Here is a 17,230-nt window from a genome sequence, read left to right as displayed (position 1 = left end):
GCCGCCGTCAGCGCAGGCTGTGGCAGGTGTAGGTCACCCCGCCGCTGAAGCTCTTCGCGTCGATGAGCCGCAGCCCCTCCCGCGACCAGCCGTCCGGGAACAGGCCGCGGCCGCGGCCCTGCACGACCGGGTAGTGGAACAGGCGCAGCTCGTCGACCAGCCCGGCCGCGATCAGCGTGTGGCAGAGATCGATGCTGCCGGTGACGACGATGTCCTGGCCGGACGCCTCCTTGAGCGCCGTCACCTCGGCGACCGGGTCACCGGCGAGGATCGTCGAGTTCACCCACTCCGGATCGGTCAGGGTCGAGGACACGACGTACTTCTGGACCTTGTCGAGGTACGCGGTGACGCCGGTGGTGTCGTCGGTCTGCTCGGGCCAGAACCCGCGGAAGTCGGTGAAGGTCCGCCTCCCGAGCAGGACGGCGTCACAGCTCGCGTCCTGCCGGTGCATCTCGGCCTGCTGGTCCCCGGCGTCGGCCGTCGGGTCGAACCAGGAGCCGAGCATCTCCACGGCTCCGTCGAGGGTGATGTTCTGGGTGATGGCGAGGGTGCGCACGGGTGTGCCTCCACGGTCGTCCTGTGTCGTCCACGAGGGTCGACCGTGGAGGCGGCCCGGACTCATCGGTCCGGACTCGTCGCCCGGGGAGCGATCAGCCCTCGTGGACGGTGATCGCCGCGGCCGGGCAGCCGGAGGCGGCGTGCCGCACCGCCTGGTGCTCGCCCTCCGGCGGCTCGGCGTCGAGCAGCTCGACGATCGCGTCCGAGTCACGCTGGTCGAACACGTCCGGTGCGGTGAGCAGGCACTGCCCGGACCCCACGCAGGAGTCCTGGTCGACCTCGACCTTCATCGGTGCCCCTCCTCTCACCACTGCACCGGCAGGCTGCGGACGCCGCCGGTGAGGTGGTCGGTGCGGATGTCGAGCTCGTCCATCCCGATCGCCAGGCGCAGCTCCGGGACCCGGCGGGCGAGCGTGACGAACACGGCGCGCAGCTCGGTACGGGCGAGGCTCGCGCCGATGCAGAAATGCGGGCCGTGGCCGAACCCGATGTGCCCGCGCTCGCCGCGGTCCGGGTCGAAGGTCTCGGCGTCGGCGAAGACGCCCGTGTCCCGGTTCGCCGCGTTGATCGACAGGATCAGCGCGTCGCCGCGCTCGATGGTCACGCCGCCGATCTCGACGTCGGTGTGCGCGTAGCGGAGCAGGCCGAGGTCGCCCGGCGCCCCGAGGCGCATGATCTCCTCGATGACGGCGTCGATCCGGCCGTCCGGGTCGGCGACCAGGGCGTCCCACTGGTCGCGGTTGTTCATGAGGAACAGCAGGCCGAGGCCGATCCGGTTCACCGTCGTCTCGTGGCCGGCGAACAGCAGCCCGACGCAGAGCCGCACCATCTCCGGGTAGCCGAACGTCTCGTCGTCGGCCTGCGCCTGCACGAGGTCGCTGATGACGTCCTCGGCCGGTGCGGCGCGCTTGCCCTCGGCGAGACCCGCCATGTAGCGGCCGAACTCGGTCCGGGCGTCGTGCGCGTCCTGGCCGGAGAAGGTGGCCATCCGGTCCGAGAGCGCGCGGAAGTACTCACCGTCGGACTCGGGGACGCCGAGCAGGGTGCAGATCACCGCGACCGGCAGCGGGAAGGCGAGGTGCGCGTGCAGGTCGACGACGCCGTCCGCAGCCGTGTCGTGGTCGGCGAGCAGGGCGTCGACGTAACCGTCGACCAGCTCCTGGACGTGCCCGGACAGCCGTCGCATCCGCTTCGCGGAGAACGCCGGGGTGAGGAGGCGGCGCATCCGGGCGTGCTCGTCGGCCTCGGAGGCGTAGTCGCCGGTCGGCCCGTCCTGCACGGCCGCGGTGCTGATCCGGGACGCCTTCTCCGGCTCCGGGTGGGACCGGCCGAACCGCTTGTCCCCCAGCAGGTCACGGACCTCGGAGAACCGGGTCACCAGCCAGGCGGGGTCACCGGCGGGGGTGGTCACCGGGGCGACCGGCGCCTCCCGGCGGAGCACCTCGTAGAACGGGGCCAGGTCGAGGATGTTGGGGCGGGCGAACGGGAGCTGCGGGCGTTCGGCGGCGAGGGTCATCGGGCGTCCTCCTCGGGTGGTGGTGCCCTCACCCTACGATTTGATGGCAGTTTCTGCCACAAACATGACCGTTTACGGTGGCGACGTCACGAACACCCGGACCGGGGGAGGCCGCCGTGACCGGAGAACAGGGCACGGCCCGCCGTGGACGGCCGCCGATGAGCGAGCAGGGCCGGCGCGCGCAGCGCCTGGCCGTCTCCCGGGCCGCCGTGCGGCTCTTCCGGGAGCACGGAATGGCCGCGACCTCCGGCGCCGACGTCGCGCGGGCGGCCGGCGTGTCGGAGCGGACCCTCTGGCGACTGTTCCGGACCAAGGAGAGCCTCGTCGAGCCGCTGCTCTCGGTGTCCATCGAGGGCTTCCGCGACGTCCTGCGGTCCTGGCCGGAGGGGACGGAGCTGACCGCACACCTGCGCGGGGCCTACACCTTCGCGACCGGCGGCCCGGACGGCGAGACCGAGGAGGTGCTCGCGGTCGTGCGGATGACCCGGGACACGCCGGCGCTGCGCGCGGTCTGGCTTGTGCTGCAGGAGCAGGCCGAACCGACGCTCGCCGCCGTGCTCGCCCCGCGGGCCGGGCTCGCCCCGGACTCCGCCCAGGTCCGGCTGCTGGCCGCCACGGTCAACGCCGCATTCCGGGTCGTCACCGACGAGGTCGCCGCGGGCGCCGCGGAGGGCGCCACCGCCGAGGCGCTCGCCGCGCACCGCGAGCTGCTGGCGGAGGCGCTCCGCACCGGCGGGCAGCCGGCCGGCCGTCAGGCGTCCTCGCCCAGCAGCTCCTGCAGGTAGCGGTCGACCTGGCCGATGTAGGTCGGGGCGACACCGAACAGCGCCAGGTGCCCGAGCAGGTCGTCGATCACCCGGATCGTCGCGTGCGGGGTCAGCTCCAGCTCGTACTCGTGGTCGCGGACCGGGAAGAACATGTCCTCGTTGATCGGGACGATCCGGGTGACCGCCTCGTTGCGGCCCAGGGCCTCGGCGAGATCGCCGCCGGTGTGCCGGGCGACGTCGCCGCGCTGCCACTTCCACGCCATGCAGAGCAGGTCGTTCGGGTCCATCGCGGTGAAGTAGGGCTCGAGGAACCCCTCCATGAACGCCTCCTTGGAGTCGAACTCCAGGGCGCGCCAGACCTCCTGCTTCCAGAACTCGGTGGAGAAACCCATCACCGCCCAGATGCCGGCGTGCCGCTTGAGCCCGTCGACGACGTCGGCGTTCGAGGAGTACTCGCCGTCCTTGAAGCCGGGATCGGAGGTGATCGCCTCGACCAGCGCCTTGGTGAAGAGGAAGTCGTGCGGGGTGTTCTGGGCGGTGCCCGCGATCGGGGCGGCCCGCTTCACCCGCCCGGGGAAACGCACCATCCACTCGTAGGTCTGCTGGGCGCCCATCGAGCCACCGACGACGAGCTGCAGGGTCTCGATGCCGTAGTGCTCGCGCAGCAGCTGCTCCTGGGCGCGGACGTCGTCGGCGATCCGGACGTGCGGGAACCGCGACATCGCGATCGAGGCGTTGGGGCCGGCCGCGTTGTGCGGGCTCGTCGAGAGGCCGTTGCCGATCTGGTTGACGACGACGATGAAGTACTTCTCGGGGTTCAGCGCGTGCTCGGGACCGATGTAGACGTCCCGGAAGATCTGGTGGGTGCCGGAGTACCAGGTGGTCACGAGGATCGCGTTGTCCTTCGCCGCGTTCAGCGTGCCGAACGTGGCGACGGCGAGCTGCAGGTCGGGGATCACCCCGCCCTCCTCGAGCGCGAACTCCCCGAGGCCGATCAGGTCGTAGTCGCCGTGGAACTCGTGGGTGTAGTAGCTGTTCTCGATCGCCATGGACTCTCGGTGCCTCCTCGACGCGGGCCGCTCAGGCGACTCTGCCCCGTTGTGACCCGGCACACAAGGATCACCGCGGGCCCCCGCCGAAGGTTCCTGCGGTCGTGGTGCATGCTCTATCGTTCCCACTTGATATAAGTGACGACGAATGGAGACGCTCGATGGACCTGACCGCGGAGATCCGGAAGGCGCACCGCACGGTCGGCGGAGAGGGGCGCACCCACACGATCGTCCTGAACCGGCTCTACCCGGCCTCCCCCGAGGAGGTCTGGAGCGCGTGGACCGATCCCGAGCGGCTGGCGCGCTGGTTCGAGCCGGTGTCCGGCGATCTGCACGAGGGCGGCCGCTACCGGCTCGAGGACAGCGGGACGGTCGGCACCGTCGAGCGCTGCGCGCGGCCCCGCGCACTGCGGGTGACGTGGGAGTACGAGGGCAGCATCAGCGCGGTCGAGCTCACCCTGACCCCGGCCGGGGACGAGACGGAGCTCGAGCTGCGCCACGAGGTGCCCGACGACGAGCACTGGGCCCGGTTCGGCCCGGCCGCGGGCGGGATCGGCTGGGACTTCTCCCTGCTCCCGCTCGCGATGCACCTCGCGGGCGACCCGCGCGTCCCGGCCGAGGTCCTGGAGGGCACCGAGCTCGGCAACGACCTCACGCGATGGGCCGCCGGCGAGTGGGCGGCCGCGCACGAGGCGTCGGGCGCCGGCGCGGCGACCGCGAAGGAGGCCGCCGGGCGGACCCTCGAGTTCTACCTGGCCTGAGGGTCAGCTCAGGAGCACGACGAGCACCAGCATCGCCAGCACGAGGACGTTGCCGAGCACGACGAGGGCGAGCCAGGCCCCGGCCGGCGGCGGCGTGACGGGTTCCGGCTCGGCACGGTGACCGTGCCGGCCGCTGTCGGCCCTCCGCAGCTCCGCGATCTGGTTGCGGTCGAGGATCGGGGCGGTCAGTCCCTCGGCGTCGACGTTCATATCCGGATAACGCGCCGGAAACCGCGGAGCGACTGCGGTCCAGCCTCTCGTGTCCCTGCGCAAGATCGATGTCGCCGATCGTGGTCCGATCAAGGAGATGCACCACCCTCACGGCCCACACGGGCGGAGCCGATCGCACGCAGCGTGATCGATCCGGGTGCCCCGCGGGCGGACCGATGAGTCGCGGCGCCGGGCGCGGTCGACACCTCGGGACCGGGCACCGCGCCCGGGGCTGCGGAGGACGGACATGGGAACGCTGGACGGGACGGTCGCCCTGGTCACCGGTGGGGCACGCGGGCAGGGCCGCGCGCACGCGACGACGCTGGCCCGGGAGGGCGCCGACGTCGTCGTCTGCGACCTGGCCGCACCGGTCGACGGTGTCGACTATCCGCCCGCGACGCCGGAGGACCTCGACGAGACCGTGCGGCTGGTCGAGGCCACCGGGCGGAGTTGCCTCGGGCTGGTCGCCGACGTCCGCGACCTCGCCGCCGTCGAGAAGGTCGTGGACGCCGCGGTCGAGCGGTTCGGGCGGATCGACGTCGCGGTCGCGAACGCCGGCATCGCGACCGGGGGCCCGGTCGCGACGATGACCGACCGGCAGTGGCGGACGATGATCGACGTCAACCTCACCGGGGTCTTCACGACGTTCCGGGCCGTGCTGCCGCACATGGTCGAGCGCCGCTCGGGCCACCTGGTCGCGACGTCGTCGGTGGTCGCGACGACCGGGGCGTCGCACTCCGCGCACTACGCGGCGGCGAAGGCCGGGGTGGTCGCGCTCGTGCGGTCGGTGGCCCACGAGGTCGCCGCGGACGGGATCCTCGCGCACGCGGTCCTGCCCGCCGGTGTGAACACCACGATGATCCACAACCCGGCGACGTACCGGATGATCCGGCCGGACCTGGCCGACCCCGGCCGCGCCGACGTCGAGGAGATGTTCGCGCGCGGGCGGCCGCGGCCGGGCCTGCTGGAGCCCGATGACGTCGCCGACGCCGTGCTGGCACTCGTCTCGGGCCGGGTGCGGTGCCGGTCCGGAGAGACCATCACACTGTCCAACGGGCTCGACTGAGCAGGCTCAGCGGTCGCGGAACACGACCGTCCGGAGCAGCACGAAGTTACAGGTCGTCCCGACACCCTGGGACAGCACCCACGCGACCGGGACCGCCCACCACGCGGCGGGCAGCAGGGCGAGCGCGAGCGCGTTCACCCCGAGGATCACGAAGAACATCGTCCCGTAGAGCACCGCGTAGCCGGTCGCACGGCGTGCGCCGCCGGAGACCCGGAAGGCCCACCGCCGGTTCAGGACGTACGCGACGGTGGTGCCGCAGACGAAGCTCAGCGCGCGGGCCGCATGCACCCACACACCGAGGTGCAGTGCGAGGGCGTAGACACCCGAGTCGACCAGCGCGCCGAGGATCCCGACGGCGACGAACCGGCCCGCCTGACCCGCGACGCCGCGCCCCTCCGACCGGACCGTCATGACGGCGGACCGTACCGGCCGGGGCACCCCGGTTCAGCTCCTCCCCTCCGCACCACGCACCGACGCGCCCGCTCCGCTCGTCACGACACCCTCCGACGCGCGGCGGGTGAGCACCAGCGGCCCGTCCTCGGTGATGGCGACCGTGTGCTCGGAGTGCGCCGTGCGCGAGCCGTCCGCCGACCGGATGGTCCAGCCGTCGGGGTCGTAGACGATGCGGTCGGTGGTCCGCGCGAACCAGGGTTCGAGGGCGAGGGTGAGGCCCGGCCGCAGCGTCAGGCCACGGCCCGCCCGGCCCCTGTTGGAGACGTGCGGGTCCTCGTGCATGGTGCGACCGAGGCCGTGTCCGCCGAACTCGTCGTTGACCGGGTAGCCGTGATCACGGGCGACCGCCTCGATGGCCGCCGAGATGTCCCCGAGCCGGTTGCCGGGCTGCGCGGCGCCGATCGCCGCCTCCAGCGCCTCCTCGGTGGCGCGGACGATCCGGAGGTCCTCCTCGGCGGCCGTCCCGACGACAACCGTGCGCGCCGAGTCGGCGACCCAGCCGTCGATGCCGACCGCGAGGTCCGCGGTGAGGACGTCGCCGTCGCGCAGGGTGTAGTCGTGGGGCAGGCCGTGCAGGACGGCGTCGTTGACGGCCAGGCAGGTCACGTTGCGGAACGGGCCGCGCCCGAAGGACGGGGCGTAGTCCCAGTAACAGGACTCCGCGCCGCGGCGCTCGATCATGCCGCGCACGTGGTGCTCCAGGTCCATCAGGTTGACGCCGACGTCGGCGAGCCGGCCGATCTCGGTGAGCGCCTCGGCGACGAAACGCCCGGTCACGTGCATGCGGTCGATCTCCGCAGGCGTCTTCAGTTCGATCACGAGTACCTCGTCACGGGTGCCGGTATAGTTATACCGCGACCGTAGCACTTGCCGGTACAGTAATACCAACCGTAGCCTCGGGGCATGGTCCGCCAACCGCTCACACCCGAGCAGATCGAAGCCGGCAGGCGTCTCGGCGCACTGCTGCGGCACGCGCGGGCCGGCCGCGACCTGGCGGACGTCGCGCAGGCGGCCGGGGTCTCGCCGGAGACCCTCCGCAAGATCGAGACCGGGCGGCTGCCCTCCCCCGGCTTCGGGACGATCATCTGCCTCGCCGAGGCCCTCGACCTGCCGGTGCAGGAGCTGGCGGCGACCTGGCGGGGCAGCGACCTGCCCCTCGAAGCCGCCGGGTAGCCGTCCCACGTCTCACCCACCGCGGGTGAGCTCGGCTGCGACGCGGCCGCGCTACGCCATGACCGATCGACCCGCCGAGCCCGACCCCCCGGGTGAGGACCTGCCGAACTCGGTCGCGGACGAGTTCGACTTCTGGGACGACCGCTACGAGGGGCGTCGGCTGTTCTCGGAGCTGCTGGGCACCTTCTTCCTGGTGCTGGTCGCCGTCGGCGGCGGGATGGTGAACGCCCGGTTCGGCGGGGACGCGGTCCCGCCCGCGGCGCAGGTGGTGGCCCCGGCGCTGAGGCACCGTGTCGGGCGCTCACCTCAATCCCGTGGTCAGCGTGGCGTTCGCGCTCCGCGGGGACTTCCCGTGGCGGCGCGTGCCGGCCTACGTCGTGGCCCAGCTCGTCGGTTCCGTCCTGGCGACGTTGCTGCTCTGGGTGCTGATCGGCAGGCAGGGCGACGCGGGCCTGCCCCTCCCCGGGGCAGGCATCCCGACCACGACGGCGACGCTCTGGGAGCTCGTCCTCACCACCGGCCTGGTCAGCGTGATCCTGGGAACCGCGTCGGGGGCCCAGCAGATCGGGCCGCTGGCCGCGATCGGCGTCGGCGGCTACATCACACTGGCCGGATTGTGGGGGGCGCCGGTCAGCGGCGCGTCGATGAACCCGGCCCGCTCCCTCGGACCGGCCCTCGTGCTCGGCGACTGGACGGCGTGGTGGGCCTACCTCGTCGGGCCCGCGGCCGGCGCGGTCGTCGCCGTCGGGTTCGCGTACGTCCTGCGGGGACGCGGCGGCGGCCGCTCCGGACGGGCAGCGGCGCAGGGCACGCTCGGCACGGAGTGACCACACGTCCTCATGATCGTTCTCCCGGTGAGGGTCGGAGCCGGTCGAGGAGGACGAGGCATGGGAACAGCGCTGACCAGAGCCGTCGCGACGGCTGCCGCGTGCGCCGCGCTGGTGGGGACGGTCGTCGTCGGGCAGGCCGCGGCCGCCCCGGCCGGGCCGGCGGCGGAACCCTGCGCGCTCCCCTCGGGTTCCGGCGGGCCCGAGCGTTCGACGCCGGAGGCCCAGCAGCTCGACCCGGCGGCGGTCCGTGACGCCATCGCCTACGCGCAGACGAACATGCGCCTGTCGGTGCGGATCCATCGGCACAACTGCCTGGTCGGCACGGGTCCGTTGGACCCGGTGACCGAGAACGTGCCGATGAACGTGTGGAGCTCGACCAAGAGCGTCGTCTCGATGGCGACCGGCATCGCCTACGGCCAGGGCAGGCTCGGGCTCGACGACCCGATCGGCGCGTATCTTCCCGACGGCCCGGGCTGGGGCGACGACGCCCACCGGGCGATCACCGTCCGCAACCTCCTGCAGGAGGCGGGTGGCCTCGACGAGGCGATCCTCTCCGAGGCGGCCACGGTCGGCAACGACCCCCACGTCGCCCGCCAGGCGCTCGCCCTGCCGATCACCCACGAACCGGGCACGAACTTCGCCTACAGCCAGCGCACCCCGGACCTGCTCGCCTTCGTCGTCGCCCGCGCCGTCGGGCAGGACTTCCAGGACTTCGTCCAGGACACCCTGTTCGACCCGATCGGCATCGACCGCGACAGCTACGTCTGGCTGCGCGACCGTTCCGGCAACACCTACGGCTACGCCCACCTGTTCATGCCCAGCGAGCAGTTCGCCCGCCTCGGCCTGCTGATGCAGAACGGCGGCGCCTGGAACGGCCGTCAGGTCGTCCCGGCCGACTACGTCCGGCAGGTGAGCGAACCGTCGGTCCCGAACCCCTGCTACGGGCTGCTGTTCTGGACCAACCGCGGCGACACCTGCACGACACCCGACCTCCCGGCGAGCCGGGTCCTGGACCACGAGAGCACGCAGAGCGCGCCCCGGGACATGTACGCGATGGTCGGGGCGCTGCACCAGAACAACTTCATCGTCCCCAGCCTGGACATGACGATCACCTGGAACGGCGTGCTCGGCGACAAGTCGCCCGATCCGCAGGCGCTCCTCAGCGCCAGCCCCGCCGACCTCTACTACAACTTCTTCCGGATCCTCATGCGCGGCGTCGAGGACCAGGACGTCCCCGACCCCGGCCCGTATCGGCCCGACACGCCCAGCACGGACCTCTCCCCCGACAACTACCTCGATCCCGCCGTCCTCGGGAACGGACTCGGTGTCGGCCCGTACGCCCCGCCCGGCTGCAGCGTCGTCGCGTGCCCGCCCGCGGACGCCGCGGACCCGCGGGACGACTGAGGGCGGCGGCGCTACCCTCCCGCGCATGCCCACGCAGGACGACGTGCTCGGGTACTTCGAGACGCTCTCGAACTGGGGACGGTGGGGTGACGACGACGAGCTCGGCACCCTGAACCACGTCACCGACGACGTCCGCCTGGCGGCGGCGCGCGCCGTGCGGCACGGCAGGAGCGTCTCGTGTGCCTGGGAGGTCGCCGTACCCGGCGAGATGGAGCGGTCGACGACGACGTGCCCGTGCGCCGCCGACATGCCGGGCGCCGAGGGGATGCCGGCCGCGTTCCACACCGACCGGCGCTGGGGCTTCTCCTCCGAGCGGCTCGCCATCGGCTTCCACGGCAACACCGTCACCCACGTCGACTCGCCGTGCCACCTGTTCTGGGACGGCGCCATGTACAACGGGCGGCCCCACTCGCTCGTCGATCCCACGACGGGATCGGCGTGGGCGGCGGTCACAGCGGCGGCGAACGGGATCGTCACGCGGGGCGTCCTGCTGGACGTCGCGGGCGCTCGCGGCGTCCCGTGGCTGGAACCGGGCGAGGGTGTGGTCCCCGACGATCTCGAGAAGGCCGAGCACCGCCAGGGTGTGCGGGTGCGACGCGGCGACGCAGTACTCCTGCGGACCGGCCGTGGCCGCGTCCGGCACGACGGCGGCGAGGCCGGCGGTGTCACGCAGGCCGGCTGGCACGCGTCCTGCCTGCCGTGGCTGCACGAACGGGAGGTCGCCCTGATCGGGGCCGACACGCCCCAGGACGTCCAGCCGTCGGGGTACGACGACGTGCTGATGCCGGTGCACGCCGTGGGTCTCGTCGCGATGGGACTGTGGCTGCTCGACAACTGCGACCTCGAGACGTGTGCGACGACGGCCGCCGAGCTCGGCCAGTGGGACTTCCAGCTCGCCGTCGCGCCGGTCCGCTTCGCGGGGACGTCGGGGAGCCCGGTCAACCCGATCGCCACCTTCTGACGCCTCGACGGCTCGCCGGTCCCTGGAGTCGCGGGTGACTCCCCGAGTACGTCGCCATGACGGCGCGCCCCGCCCCGGCGAGGTCCGGACAGGACAGCACCGTGCAGCGGACGGCAGGTATCGGTCATCCGGGCGCCAGGTAGGTGTGCCCGGTCGGTGTCGTGGTCCGCACCCTGCCGTCCGGCCCGCGGGCCACCCGCCACCCCGCCTGCTCGCGGACATGGTTGTGGAACTCGCACACCCCGCGCCCGTTGTCGAGTTCGGTCGCCCCGCCCTCGGCATCCCGGTGGATGTGGTCGATGTGCCGGACCGGGGCATCGCAGTACGGCTCGGTACACCGATTCCCCGCGCGCGCCCGCACCAGCCGGGCGAGCAGGCCGGTGAAGGTGCGCTGACGGGAGTCCCCGCCGATCACGACACCGTCGGAGGTGACCAGGCGACGCAGGGTCTTCCTCCCCTCGCTCGTGGCCAGGAGTTCGACCGGGACCGGGCCGTGGCCGGGGATCTCCGCCGGCAACGGCGAACCCGGATCGAGCAGCGCCTCGATCGGGACGACGACCTGGACCTCGACGCCCACATCGGTCGCCATGGCTTGTCCGGTGAGGCGCTCGACGAGGGTGTCGGCCATGACCTGACCGCGGGTCCGGGTCAGGGGTGCCGGGTTCACCGACACCTGGGTGAAGGCCTTGTTCAGGGCGGCCAGACATGCCACACCCTGCTCCACCGGCAGATACGCGGTCAGGAAGGTCATCGCGTCCGGTGCCGGGCGCAGGGTCACGCGCCGCTCGGCGCGGGCGGACTCGGCGCGGGCGCGGAACTTCTCCGGCGCCACCTCGGCGGCGAACTTGCGTGCGAGGTCCTGTAATCGCCGGATCCCGAGCCGGGTCAGGTCGTGGGCGGCCAGGCGCGCGTCCACCGCGGCGCGTTCGGCGCGGTCGAGATCCGAGCAGGCGCTCACCACCGCCGTCACCTTCAGCGCCGACAGCTCCCCGGCGGCGAACAGCCCACGGACGTGATCGAGACCGTCGTGCAGGTCCCGGGCCGTACTCACCCGACGGCGGGCCTCGGTCGGCGAGACCCGGCAGGCCAATCCGACCTGCGCGACCACCCCACGTTGCAGCCGATCCGGGTCGGTCTGTCCGGCGGTGATGCCGTTCTCCACGTGGAGCCGGGCGAACGCCCGCACCCGAGTGGCCTGGAGCGCCGCGAGGGAGTGCTGCACCGACTCCAGCTGCTGGATCTGATCGATCAACTCCGCCTCGGAGACACCGGACAGGTCGTCGAGCGCGGCCTGCTCCACCGCCAGCTGCACCAGCGCCAGGTCGACCTGAGGGAACCCCGGATCCCCGGCAGGCATGCCGGTGCGTGGAGGTTCCTGGACCGCGGTCATGGACCCACCGTATCCGAACATATGTTCGAGCCGCTAGTGCGTTCGCGCCCGCGCACCCCCTGACGACTGGGTAGCGCAGACCGCATCCACGCCCCGCCTTCGGCAGAGCTGCTGCGTGGTCCGACTCCTCGGCGATTCGGATCCGTCGGCTCGCGGCCCATAACGCCACCGTCGGCCAGTGGCCGATCTCTTGCAGTGCCGTGCCCCGTCGCTCGTACACCTGGGCTTGCCCAGCGGTCCGACCATCGGCCGGCGCCGCCCCTCGTGTTTCGTGGATCCGACCCCGCCTGGAGATGCAAGGTAGACGATCCTGCCCAGCCGGCACGGAACCAGGACTCCCTGAGGCACCGGCTGGGCACGATCGTCAGAATCCCATCCCGCCCATTGCCGCGCTCGGGTCAGCCGACGTAGTCACGTTGTCTCCCGGCTTGTCGGCGATGACCGCCTCGGTGGTGAGGAACAGGGCCGCGATCGAGGCCGCGTTCTGCAGCGCCGAGCGGGTCACCTTCGCCGGGTCGATGATTCCCGCGGCGACCAGGTCCTTGTACTCGCCGGTGGCGGCGTCGAGACCTTCACCGGCCGGCAGATTGCGCACGGTGTTGACGACCACGCCGGCTTCGAGACCGGCGTTCACCGCGATCTGCTTGAGAGGTGCTTCGAGCGCGATCCGCACGATCGCAGCACCGGTCTCCTCGTCGGGATCGTCTGAGCCGAGCCCTTCGATCGCGTCCCACACTCCCGCCTGGACGAGAGCGACACCACCGCCGGCGACGATGCCCTCCTCGACGGCCGCCTTCGCGTTGCGGACGGCGTCCTCGATGCGGTGCTTGCGCTCCTTGAGCTCGACCTCGGTCGCCGCGCCGGCCTTGATGACGGCGACGCCGCCGGCCAGCTTGGCGAGACGCTCCTGGAGCTTCTCGCGGTCGTAGTCGGAGTCGGTGCGCTCGATCTCGGCGCGGATCTGGTTGACCCGGCCGGCGATCTGCTCGTTGTCACCGGCACCGTCGACGATGGTGGTCTCGTCCTTGGTGACGACGACCTTGCGGGCGGTGCCCAGCAGGGAGACGTCGGCGTTGTCGAGCTTGAGGCCGACCTTCTCCGAGATGACCTCGCCGCCGGTCAGGATCGCCATGTCGGCGAGCATGGCCTCACGACGGTCACCGAAGCCCGGGGCCTTGACGGCGACGGACTTGAAGGTGCCACGGATCTTGTTGACGACCAGGGTGGCCAGGGCCTCGCCCTCGACGTCCTCCGAGATGATCGCCAGCGGCTTGCCCGACTGCATGATCTTCTCGAGCAGCGGCAGCAGGTCCTTGACCGTGGAGATCTTGGACGAGACGAGGAGGATGTACGGGTCCTCGAGCTCGACCTCCATCCGCTCGGCGTCGGTCACGAAGTAGGGCGAGATGTAGCCCTTGTCGAAGCGCATGCCCTCGGTGAGCTCGAGCTCGAGCCCGAAGGTCTGCGACTCCTCGACCGTGATGACGCCTTCCTTGCCGACCTTGTCCATCGCCTCGGCGATCAGCTCGCCGATCTCGCGCTCACCCGCCGAGATCGACGCCGACGCCGCGATCTGGCCTCGGGTCACCACCGGCTGTGCTGTCTTGACCAACTGGTTCCCCACCGCGGCAGCAGCCTTCTCGATGCCCCGCTTCAGCGCCATCGGATTGGCTCCGGCGACCACGTTGCGGAGCCCTTCGCGGACCAGCGCCTGAGCCAGCACGGTGGCCGTGGTGGTGCCGTCACCGGCGACGTCATCGGTCTTCTTGGCGACCTCCTTCACCAACTCGGCGCCGATCCGCTCCCACGGATCGTCGAGCTCGATCTCCCGGGCGATCGACACACCATCATTGGTGATCGTCGGCGCGCCCCACTTCCGGTCCAACACGACGTTGCGGCCGCGCGGCCCCAACGTCACCTTCACCGCGTCGGCGAGAGTGTTCATCCCCCGCTCCATGCCCCGACGGGCCTCCTCGTCGAACGCGATCAGCTTCGGCATGACTGCAGACCCACTCCTTCATCCGCCCCTGGACCGGACAGGGCGCCCGCGACGGACGACCAGCCACAGGGGCGGCTGCTCTCACCGCATCCGGCCTGGCACCCACAGATCGCGAGCGCCTTAGTCCTACTTTGCAGGACTACGGCCATTGACCGCAAGCGAGGCACCTACGATGTAGGACCATGAGCCCCAAGAAGGCCGACACCGGACCTGCCATGCCCGGAGCCGTGTGGCTACGCGAGCGGCCGCCACGGCGCGGGCAACACGGACTGACTCGCGAGCGGATCGCCGCGGAGGTGGTGTCTCAACTCGACAGGGTCGGGCTAGAGGGCCTGAATCTGCGCGCGCTCGCCGCCGCTCTCGACGTACACGCCACCACGCTGTACTGGCATGTGGCGGTACGCGACGATCTCCTCGACCTGGCCGTCGACGCCGTGTTCGGAGAGTTGCCGTTGCCGGACCGACCCGCCGACGACTGGACCGACGAGATCCGTGCGTTCATGCACAACCTGCGCGAAGCCCTGCTTGCCCACCCCTGGTCGGGAGTCCTTGCCAGCAGCCGACCACTCATAGGGCCTGAGGCATTGGCGCGATCGGAGTACGTCTACGCGGCGCTCACCCGGGCGGGCTTCACCGACGACGAGCTCGCCGCCGCTGCCGCGTCCGTGACCAACCTGGTGATCGGTTCCGTGGCCGCCGAGGCATCCTGGCAGCACGACGGCGAACCCGCTGCACGGCAAGCAGTCCATGAACATCTGCGAGCCAACGCGCAGAGCTACCCTGCCATGGCGGAACTCTCGCCCCGCACCGGCGACTGGACCACACAGTTCGGATTCAGCACGGAGCTCCTGCTCGCAGGCCTCATCGCGAAGGCACGATCGTGAACTCGGCAACAGCGCACACCCACCACCACAGCCGCGCCCGACCGTGACGCACCCCGCCGAACAGCGACGCTACGACAGGAGACATGCGGTCCCTTCGGCCGATGCGACACTGTCACCAGCGGTGCCGCCCCAAAAGAACTGGAATCCCACGTTCAGCGACCCGGATCGACGCAGAGACTCAGCTTGGAGATGTACTGCCACTAGGGAGACGCCGACCACTATAAACACCCGCTATTTGACGTCCGACCAGCCGATTCGTTGATCGGGAGGATCGTCGTTGGGCAATGCTGGTCGGGCTGGTTTGTACCGGATTTGTACCCACATAGCGCTGGCGCCATTGCCCGCCATCGACCGCGGCGGCGAGCTAGCGTGTCGAGGGTGGTTGTGAGACGCGCTGAGCCGATGGACGCAGGAGCCATCGCGAGGGTCCACGTCCGATCCTGGCAGGCCGGGTACCGCGGCCAGCTTCCCGACGAACTCCTGGATTCACTGAACGCGGCGGACCGCATTCCTCGGTGGGAGGCTGCGATCGATACGGCAGAATGGCCGGGCCTCGGCACACTGCTCATCGAGGACCACGACGCCCAGGTCGCAGGCTTCGCCCACCTCGTGGCGAGCCGAGATCGCGACGACGACCCGGATTCGGCCGGTGAGATTGCGTCGTTCTACATCGACCCCGCCTCATGGGGACAGGGCTTGGGCCGACACCTCATGCACAGCGCGCTCGTAGAGCTGAGTAGCCGGTATCGGATCGGCACACTGTGGGTCCTGGAGACCAACGCACGAGCCCGGGCCTTCTACGGGGTCACCGGCTGGACTCCTGATGGCCGAAGCAAGTACGACCTGATGTCCGGGGTTGAGATCCGAGACATGCGCTACCGGCACGAGCTACGCGCACCCTTCCGCGACCGTCGAGCCAGGCTCTCCTGACGCGAACCAGGCCCGTCGGCTGCCTGCCCATCCGGCTCGGAGCCCTCGATGACCTACTCGTCCGCTGCCACGTCGTGTCAGCGGGTATCGGTGCGTTCCGGAGCGGATGTGCCCAGATCCAACCCGGAGCGGCCGACTCCCCCATCCCCGGCCAGTGCGATCCCGTCGACCTGCTGCAAGCTGACCGCGCGGGAGCCCGGAGAGAGGTCGGCGGGATGGCACGGTGCCACGATCCCGGAGATCAGGCCGCCCGGCGAGGGCATGCAGTCGATCTTGTGACTGCGAGGAAGTCGCAAGCATCGGTCGACCGACCTCTACGACTCGAATCTGTGCAGGTAGGCGGTTCGTCAGTGTCCGCGGTGGTCGGCCACCGTCCGGCTCGGTTGCCACTCGGCTCAGTCACCCGGACGTCGTCAGGTTGGGAATCAGCGGGCCGTGGAGGCGAGCCTGCGCCGGCTGCGGACTGACCACATCGACATCTACACCGTCCACGAGTGGGACGGGCAGGTTCGGCTGGAAGAGACCTTGCGTGCCCTGGATGACCTCGTTCGGGACGGCAAGGTTCGCTACCTGGCGGTGTCCAACTATTCCGGCTGGCAGGTCATGAAGGCCCTGGTCCTGTCCGACGCCCACGGTTGGGAGCGCTTCGCGGGGAACCAGATCTACTACTCGTTGGAGAGTCGGGACGCCGAGTACGAACTGCTGCCGCTGTCGGTCGATCGGGGACTCGGCGTAATGGTGTGGAGTCCGCTGGTCCGGGGGCTGCTCACGGGGAAGTATCGGCGTGACAAGGGTCCGGGGCAGGGGCGGCACCTGACGGAATGGAACGAGAACGAGCCACCGGTCCGGAACGTCGACACTCTGTACTCGACCATCGAGGTCCTCGTGGACGTCGCCCAGCGGCGCGGGGTCTCACCAGCGCAGGTCGCGCTGGCGTGGCTGCTGACTCGTCCTGCCGTGTCCAGCCTGGTGATCGGAGCGCGAACCGACGAGCAACTGGCCACCAACCTCGCGGCTGCCGACACTGTGCTCGACGTGGAGGACCTGGCACGCCTGGATGCGGAGAGCCGCCCGCCGCTGATCTATCCCCACTGGCACCAGGACGCCATCCCAGCCGACTTCCGTGGACCCTCCGACTTCGTTCTGCACCCGGAGTAGTCCTCGTGTTTCGGGAGAGCGACCCGCCGAACTCGGGGACCGACCGACGGATCTACAGAGAGCTGCCAAACTGGCCTTGACCTGCGGCGCAGCCACGGACTACCCGTCTGCGTCGGCGTAT

At 70.9% G+C, this 17,230-nt stretch carries 18 protein-coding genes and 1 pseudogene; 10 read left to right on the top strand and 9 right to left on the bottom strand.

Annotated features, from left to right (window positions below; all coding sequences use genetic code 11):
* Positions 1 to 7 precede the first annotated feature (7 nt).
* The 3 genes from PP1_RS25705 to PP1_RS25695 all read right to left on the bottom strand — a co-directional run bounded on the left by PP1_RS25705 (position 8) and on the right by PP1_RS25695 (position 2,074).
* A complete protein-coding gene (locus PP1_RS25705; RefSeq protein WP_010227908.1) occupies positions 8 to 556 on the bottom strand; it encodes a dihydrofolate reductase family protein in 549 nt (182 codons plus the stop codon).
* 94 nt (positions 557 to 650) lie between these two features.
* Positions 651 to 848, bottom strand: a complete 198-nt coding sequence (locus PP1_RS25700) for a ferredoxin (protein WP_010227910.1) — start codon at positions 846 to 848, stop codon at positions 651 to 653.
* Between the two features lie 14 nt (positions 849 to 862).
* Positions 863 to 2,074, bottom strand: a complete 1,212-nt coding sequence (locus tag PP1_RS25695) for a cytochrome P450 (RefSeq protein ID WP_010227912.1) — start codon at positions 2,072 to 2,074, stop codon at positions 863 to 865.
* 116 nt (positions 2,075 to 2,190) lie between these two features.
* Between PP1_RS25695 and PP1_RS25690 the strand changes: the two genes are divergently transcribed.
* Entirely contained in the window at positions 2,191 to 2,859 is a 669-nt protein-coding gene (locus PP1_RS25690; protein ID WP_249266021.1) for a TetR/AcrR family transcriptional regulator, read from the top strand.
* On the opposite strand, the gene PP1_RS25685 is transcribed toward PP1_RS25690, so the two are convergent.
* Positions 2,826 to 3,890: an alpha/beta fold hydrolase gene (locus PP1_RS25685; protein WP_010227915.1), complete on the bottom strand. Its 1,065-nt coding sequence runs from the start codon at positions 3,888 to 3,890 to the stop codon at positions 2,826 to 2,828. The genes PP1_RS25690 and PP1_RS25685 overlap by 34 nt on opposite strands.
* Before the next feature lie 161 nt (positions 3,891 to 4,051).
* Between PP1_RS25685 and PP1_RS25680 the strand changes: the two genes are divergently transcribed.
* Positions 4,052 to 4,651 carry an SRPBCC family protein gene (locus PP1_RS25680; RefSeq protein ID WP_010227917.1) on the top strand — a complete coding sequence of 200 codons (600 nt, stop codon included), beginning with the start codon at positions 4,052 to 4,054 and terminating at the stop codon, positions 4,649 to 4,651.
* A 3-nt stretch (positions 4,652 to 4,654) separates the two neighbouring features.
* Here PP1_RS25680 and PP1_RS25675 read toward each other — a convergent pair whose 3' ends face one another.
* Positions 4,655 to 4,861 carry a hypothetical protein gene (locus PP1_RS25675; protein ID WP_010227918.1) on the bottom strand — a complete coding sequence of 69 codons (207 nt, stop codon included), beginning with the start codon at positions 4,859 to 4,861 and terminating at the stop codon, positions 4,655 to 4,657.
* A gap of 247 nt (positions 4,862 to 5,108) precedes the next feature.
* On the opposite strand from PP1_RS25675, the gene PP1_RS25670 reads away from it, so the two are divergent.
* On the top strand, positions 5,109 to 5,927 hold the full coding sequence (locus PP1_RS25670) for a mycofactocin-coupled SDR family oxidoreductase (protein WP_010227921.1): 819 nt from the start codon (positions 5,109 to 5,111) through the stop codon (positions 5,925 to 5,927).
* A gap of 6 nt (positions 5,928 to 5,933) precedes the next feature.
* Here the strand turns inward: PP1_RS25670 and PP1_RS25665 are convergent, their stop codons facing one another.
* Together PP1_RS25665 and map are read right to left on the bottom strand one after the other, a co-directional pair.
* Positions 5,934 to 6,338 carry a GtrA family protein gene (locus PP1_RS25665; RefSeq protein WP_010227923.1) on the bottom strand — a complete coding sequence of 135 codons (405 nt, stop codon included), beginning with the start codon at positions 6,336 to 6,338 and terminating at the stop codon, positions 5,934 to 5,936.
* A gap of 33 nt (positions 6,339 to 6,371) precedes the next feature.
* A complete protein-coding gene (gene map, locus PP1_RS25660; protein WP_010227926.1) occupies positions 6,372 to 7,199 on the bottom strand; it encodes a type I methionyl aminopeptidase in 828 nt (275 codons plus the stop codon).
* Between the two features lie 84 nt (positions 7,200 to 7,283).
* On the opposite strand from map, the gene PP1_RS25655 reads away from it, so the two are divergent.
* The 4 genes from PP1_RS25655 to PP1_RS25640 all read left to right on the top strand — a co-directional run bounded on the left by PP1_RS25655 (position 7,284) and on the right by PP1_RS25640 (position 10,748).
* On the top strand, positions 7,284 to 7,553 hold the full coding sequence (locus PP1_RS25655; RefSeq protein WP_010227928.1) for a helix-turn-helix domain-containing protein: 270 nt from the start codon (positions 7,284 to 7,286) through the stop codon (positions 7,551 to 7,553).
* A gap of 323 nt (positions 7,554 to 7,876) precedes the next feature.
* Positions 7,877 to 8,380: an MIP/aquaporin family protein gene (locus PP1_RS25650; protein WP_202796351.1), complete on the top strand. Its 504-nt coding sequence runs from the start codon at positions 7,877 to 7,879 to the stop codon at positions 8,378 to 8,380.
* Positions 8,381 to 8,440: 60 nt separating this feature from the next.
* The gene (locus PP1_RS25645) at positions 8,441 to 9,787 is read left to right on the top strand and encodes a serine hydrolase domain-containing protein (protein ID WP_010227932.1); all 1,347 of its coding nucleotides are present in this window, start codon (positions 8,441 to 8,443) and stop codon (positions 9,785 to 9,787) included.
* Between the two features lie 25 nt (positions 9,788 to 9,812).
* Positions 9,813 to 10,748, top strand: a complete 936-nt coding sequence (locus PP1_RS25640; protein WP_010227934.1) for a cyclase family protein — start codon at positions 9,813 to 9,815, stop codon at positions 10,746 to 10,748.
* A 124-nt stretch (positions 10,749 to 10,872) separates the two neighbouring features.
* Here PP1_RS25640 and PP1_RS25635 read toward each other — a convergent pair whose 3' ends face one another.
* A complete protein-coding gene (locus PP1_RS25635) occupies positions 10,873 to 12,138 on the bottom strand; it encodes an HNH endonuclease (RefSeq protein WP_010227935.1) in 1,266 nt (421 codons plus the stop codon).
* A gap of 364 nt (positions 12,139 to 12,502) precedes the next feature.
* The gene (gene groL / locus PP1_RS25630; protein WP_075314534.1) at positions 12,503 to 14,137 is read right to left on the bottom strand and encodes a chaperonin GroEL; all 1,635 of its coding nucleotides are present in this window, start codon (positions 14,135 to 14,137) and stop codon (positions 12,503 to 12,505) included.
* A gap of 182 nt (positions 14,138 to 14,319) precedes the next feature.
* Here groL and PP1_RS25625 point away from each other — a divergent pair, with 182 nt between their 5' ends.
* The 3 genes and pseudogenes from PP1_RS25625 to PP1_RS25615 form a co-directional block, all read left to right on the top strand.
* Positions 14,320 to 15,021: a TetR/AcrR family transcriptional regulator C-terminal domain-containing protein gene (locus PP1_RS25625; RefSeq protein ID WP_029239340.1), complete on the top strand. Its 702-nt coding sequence runs from the start codon at positions 14,320 to 14,322 to the stop codon at positions 15,019 to 15,021.
* A gap of 402 nt (positions 15,022 to 15,423) precedes the next feature.
* Complete coding sequence (locus PP1_RS25620) at positions 15,424 to 15,951, top strand: GNAT family N-acetyltransferase (protein ID WP_010226833.1); 528 nt, start codon at positions 15,424 to 15,426, stop codon at positions 15,949 to 15,951.
* A gap of 432 nt (positions 15,952 to 16,383) precedes the next feature.
* Positions 16,384 to 17,109: pseudogene (locus tag PP1_RS25615) on the top strand (aldo/keto reductase); the annotation flags it as partial.
* Positions 17,110 to 17,230 lie beyond the last annotated feature (121 nt).

Source organism: Pseudonocardia sp. P1 (assembly GCF_000178675.2).
Lineage (GTDB): Bacteria > Actinomycetota > Actinomycetes > Mycobacteriales > Pseudonocardiaceae > Pseudonocardia.
The sequence above is the reverse complement of the archived record's forward strand: the minus strand, read 5'-3'. Positions and strand labels throughout refer to the sequence as shown.

Coding starts and splice junctions, on each gene's coding strand:
- PP1_RS25670 (WP_010227921.1), top strand. CDS start 5,109: ATGGGAACGCTGGACGGGACGGTCGCCCTGGTCACCGGTGGGGCACGC.
- PP1_RS25665 (WP_010227923.1), bottom strand. CDS start 6,338: ATGACGGTCCGGTCGGAGGGGCGCGGCGTCGCGGGTCAGGCGGGCCGG.
- PP1_RS25620 (WP_010226833.1), top strand. CDS start 15,424: ATGGACGCAGGAGCCATCGCGAGGGTCCACGTCCGATCCTGGCAGGCC.
- PP1_RS25655 (WP_010227928.1), top strand. CDS start 7,284: ATGGTCCGCCAACCGCTCACACCCGAGCAGATCGAAGCCGGCAGGCGT.
- PP1_RS25695 (WP_010227912.1), bottom strand. CDS start 2,074: ATGACCCTCGCCGCCGAACGCCCGCAGCTCCCGTTCGCCCGCCCCAAC.
- PP1_RS25685 (WP_010227915.1), bottom strand. CDS start 3,890: ATGGCGATCGAGAACAGCTACTACACCCACGAGTTCCACGGCGACTAC.
- PP1_RS25625 (WP_029239340.1), top strand. CDS start 14,320: ATGAGCCCCAAGAAGGCCGACACCGGACCTGCCATGCCCGGAGCCGTG.
- PP1_RS25675 (WP_010227918.1), bottom strand. CDS start 4,861: ATGAACGTCGACGCCGAGGGACTGACCGCCCCGATCCTCGACCGCAAC.
- PP1_RS25635 (WP_010227935.1), bottom strand. CDS start 12,138: ATGACCGCGGTCCAGGAACCTCCACGCACCGGCATGCCTGCCGGGGAT.
- PP1_RS25640 (WP_010227934.1), top strand. CDS start 9,813: ATGCCCACGCAGGACGACGTGCTCGGGTACTTCGAGACGCTCTCGAAC.
- PP1_RS25680 (WP_010227917.1), top strand. CDS start 4,052: ATGGACCTGACCGCGGAGATCCGGAAGGCGCACCGCACGGTCGGCGGA.
- PP1_RS25700 (WP_010227910.1), bottom strand. CDS start 848: ATGAAGGTCGAGGTCGACCAGGACTCCTGCGTGGGGTCCGGGCAGTGC.
- groL (WP_075314534.1), bottom strand. CDS start 14,137: ATGCCGAAGCTGATCGCGTTCGACGAGGAGGCCCGTCGGGGCATGGAG.
- PP1_RS25645 (WP_010227932.1), top strand. CDS start 8,441: ATGGGAACAGCGCTGACCAGAGCCGTCGCGACGGCTGCCGCGTGCGCC.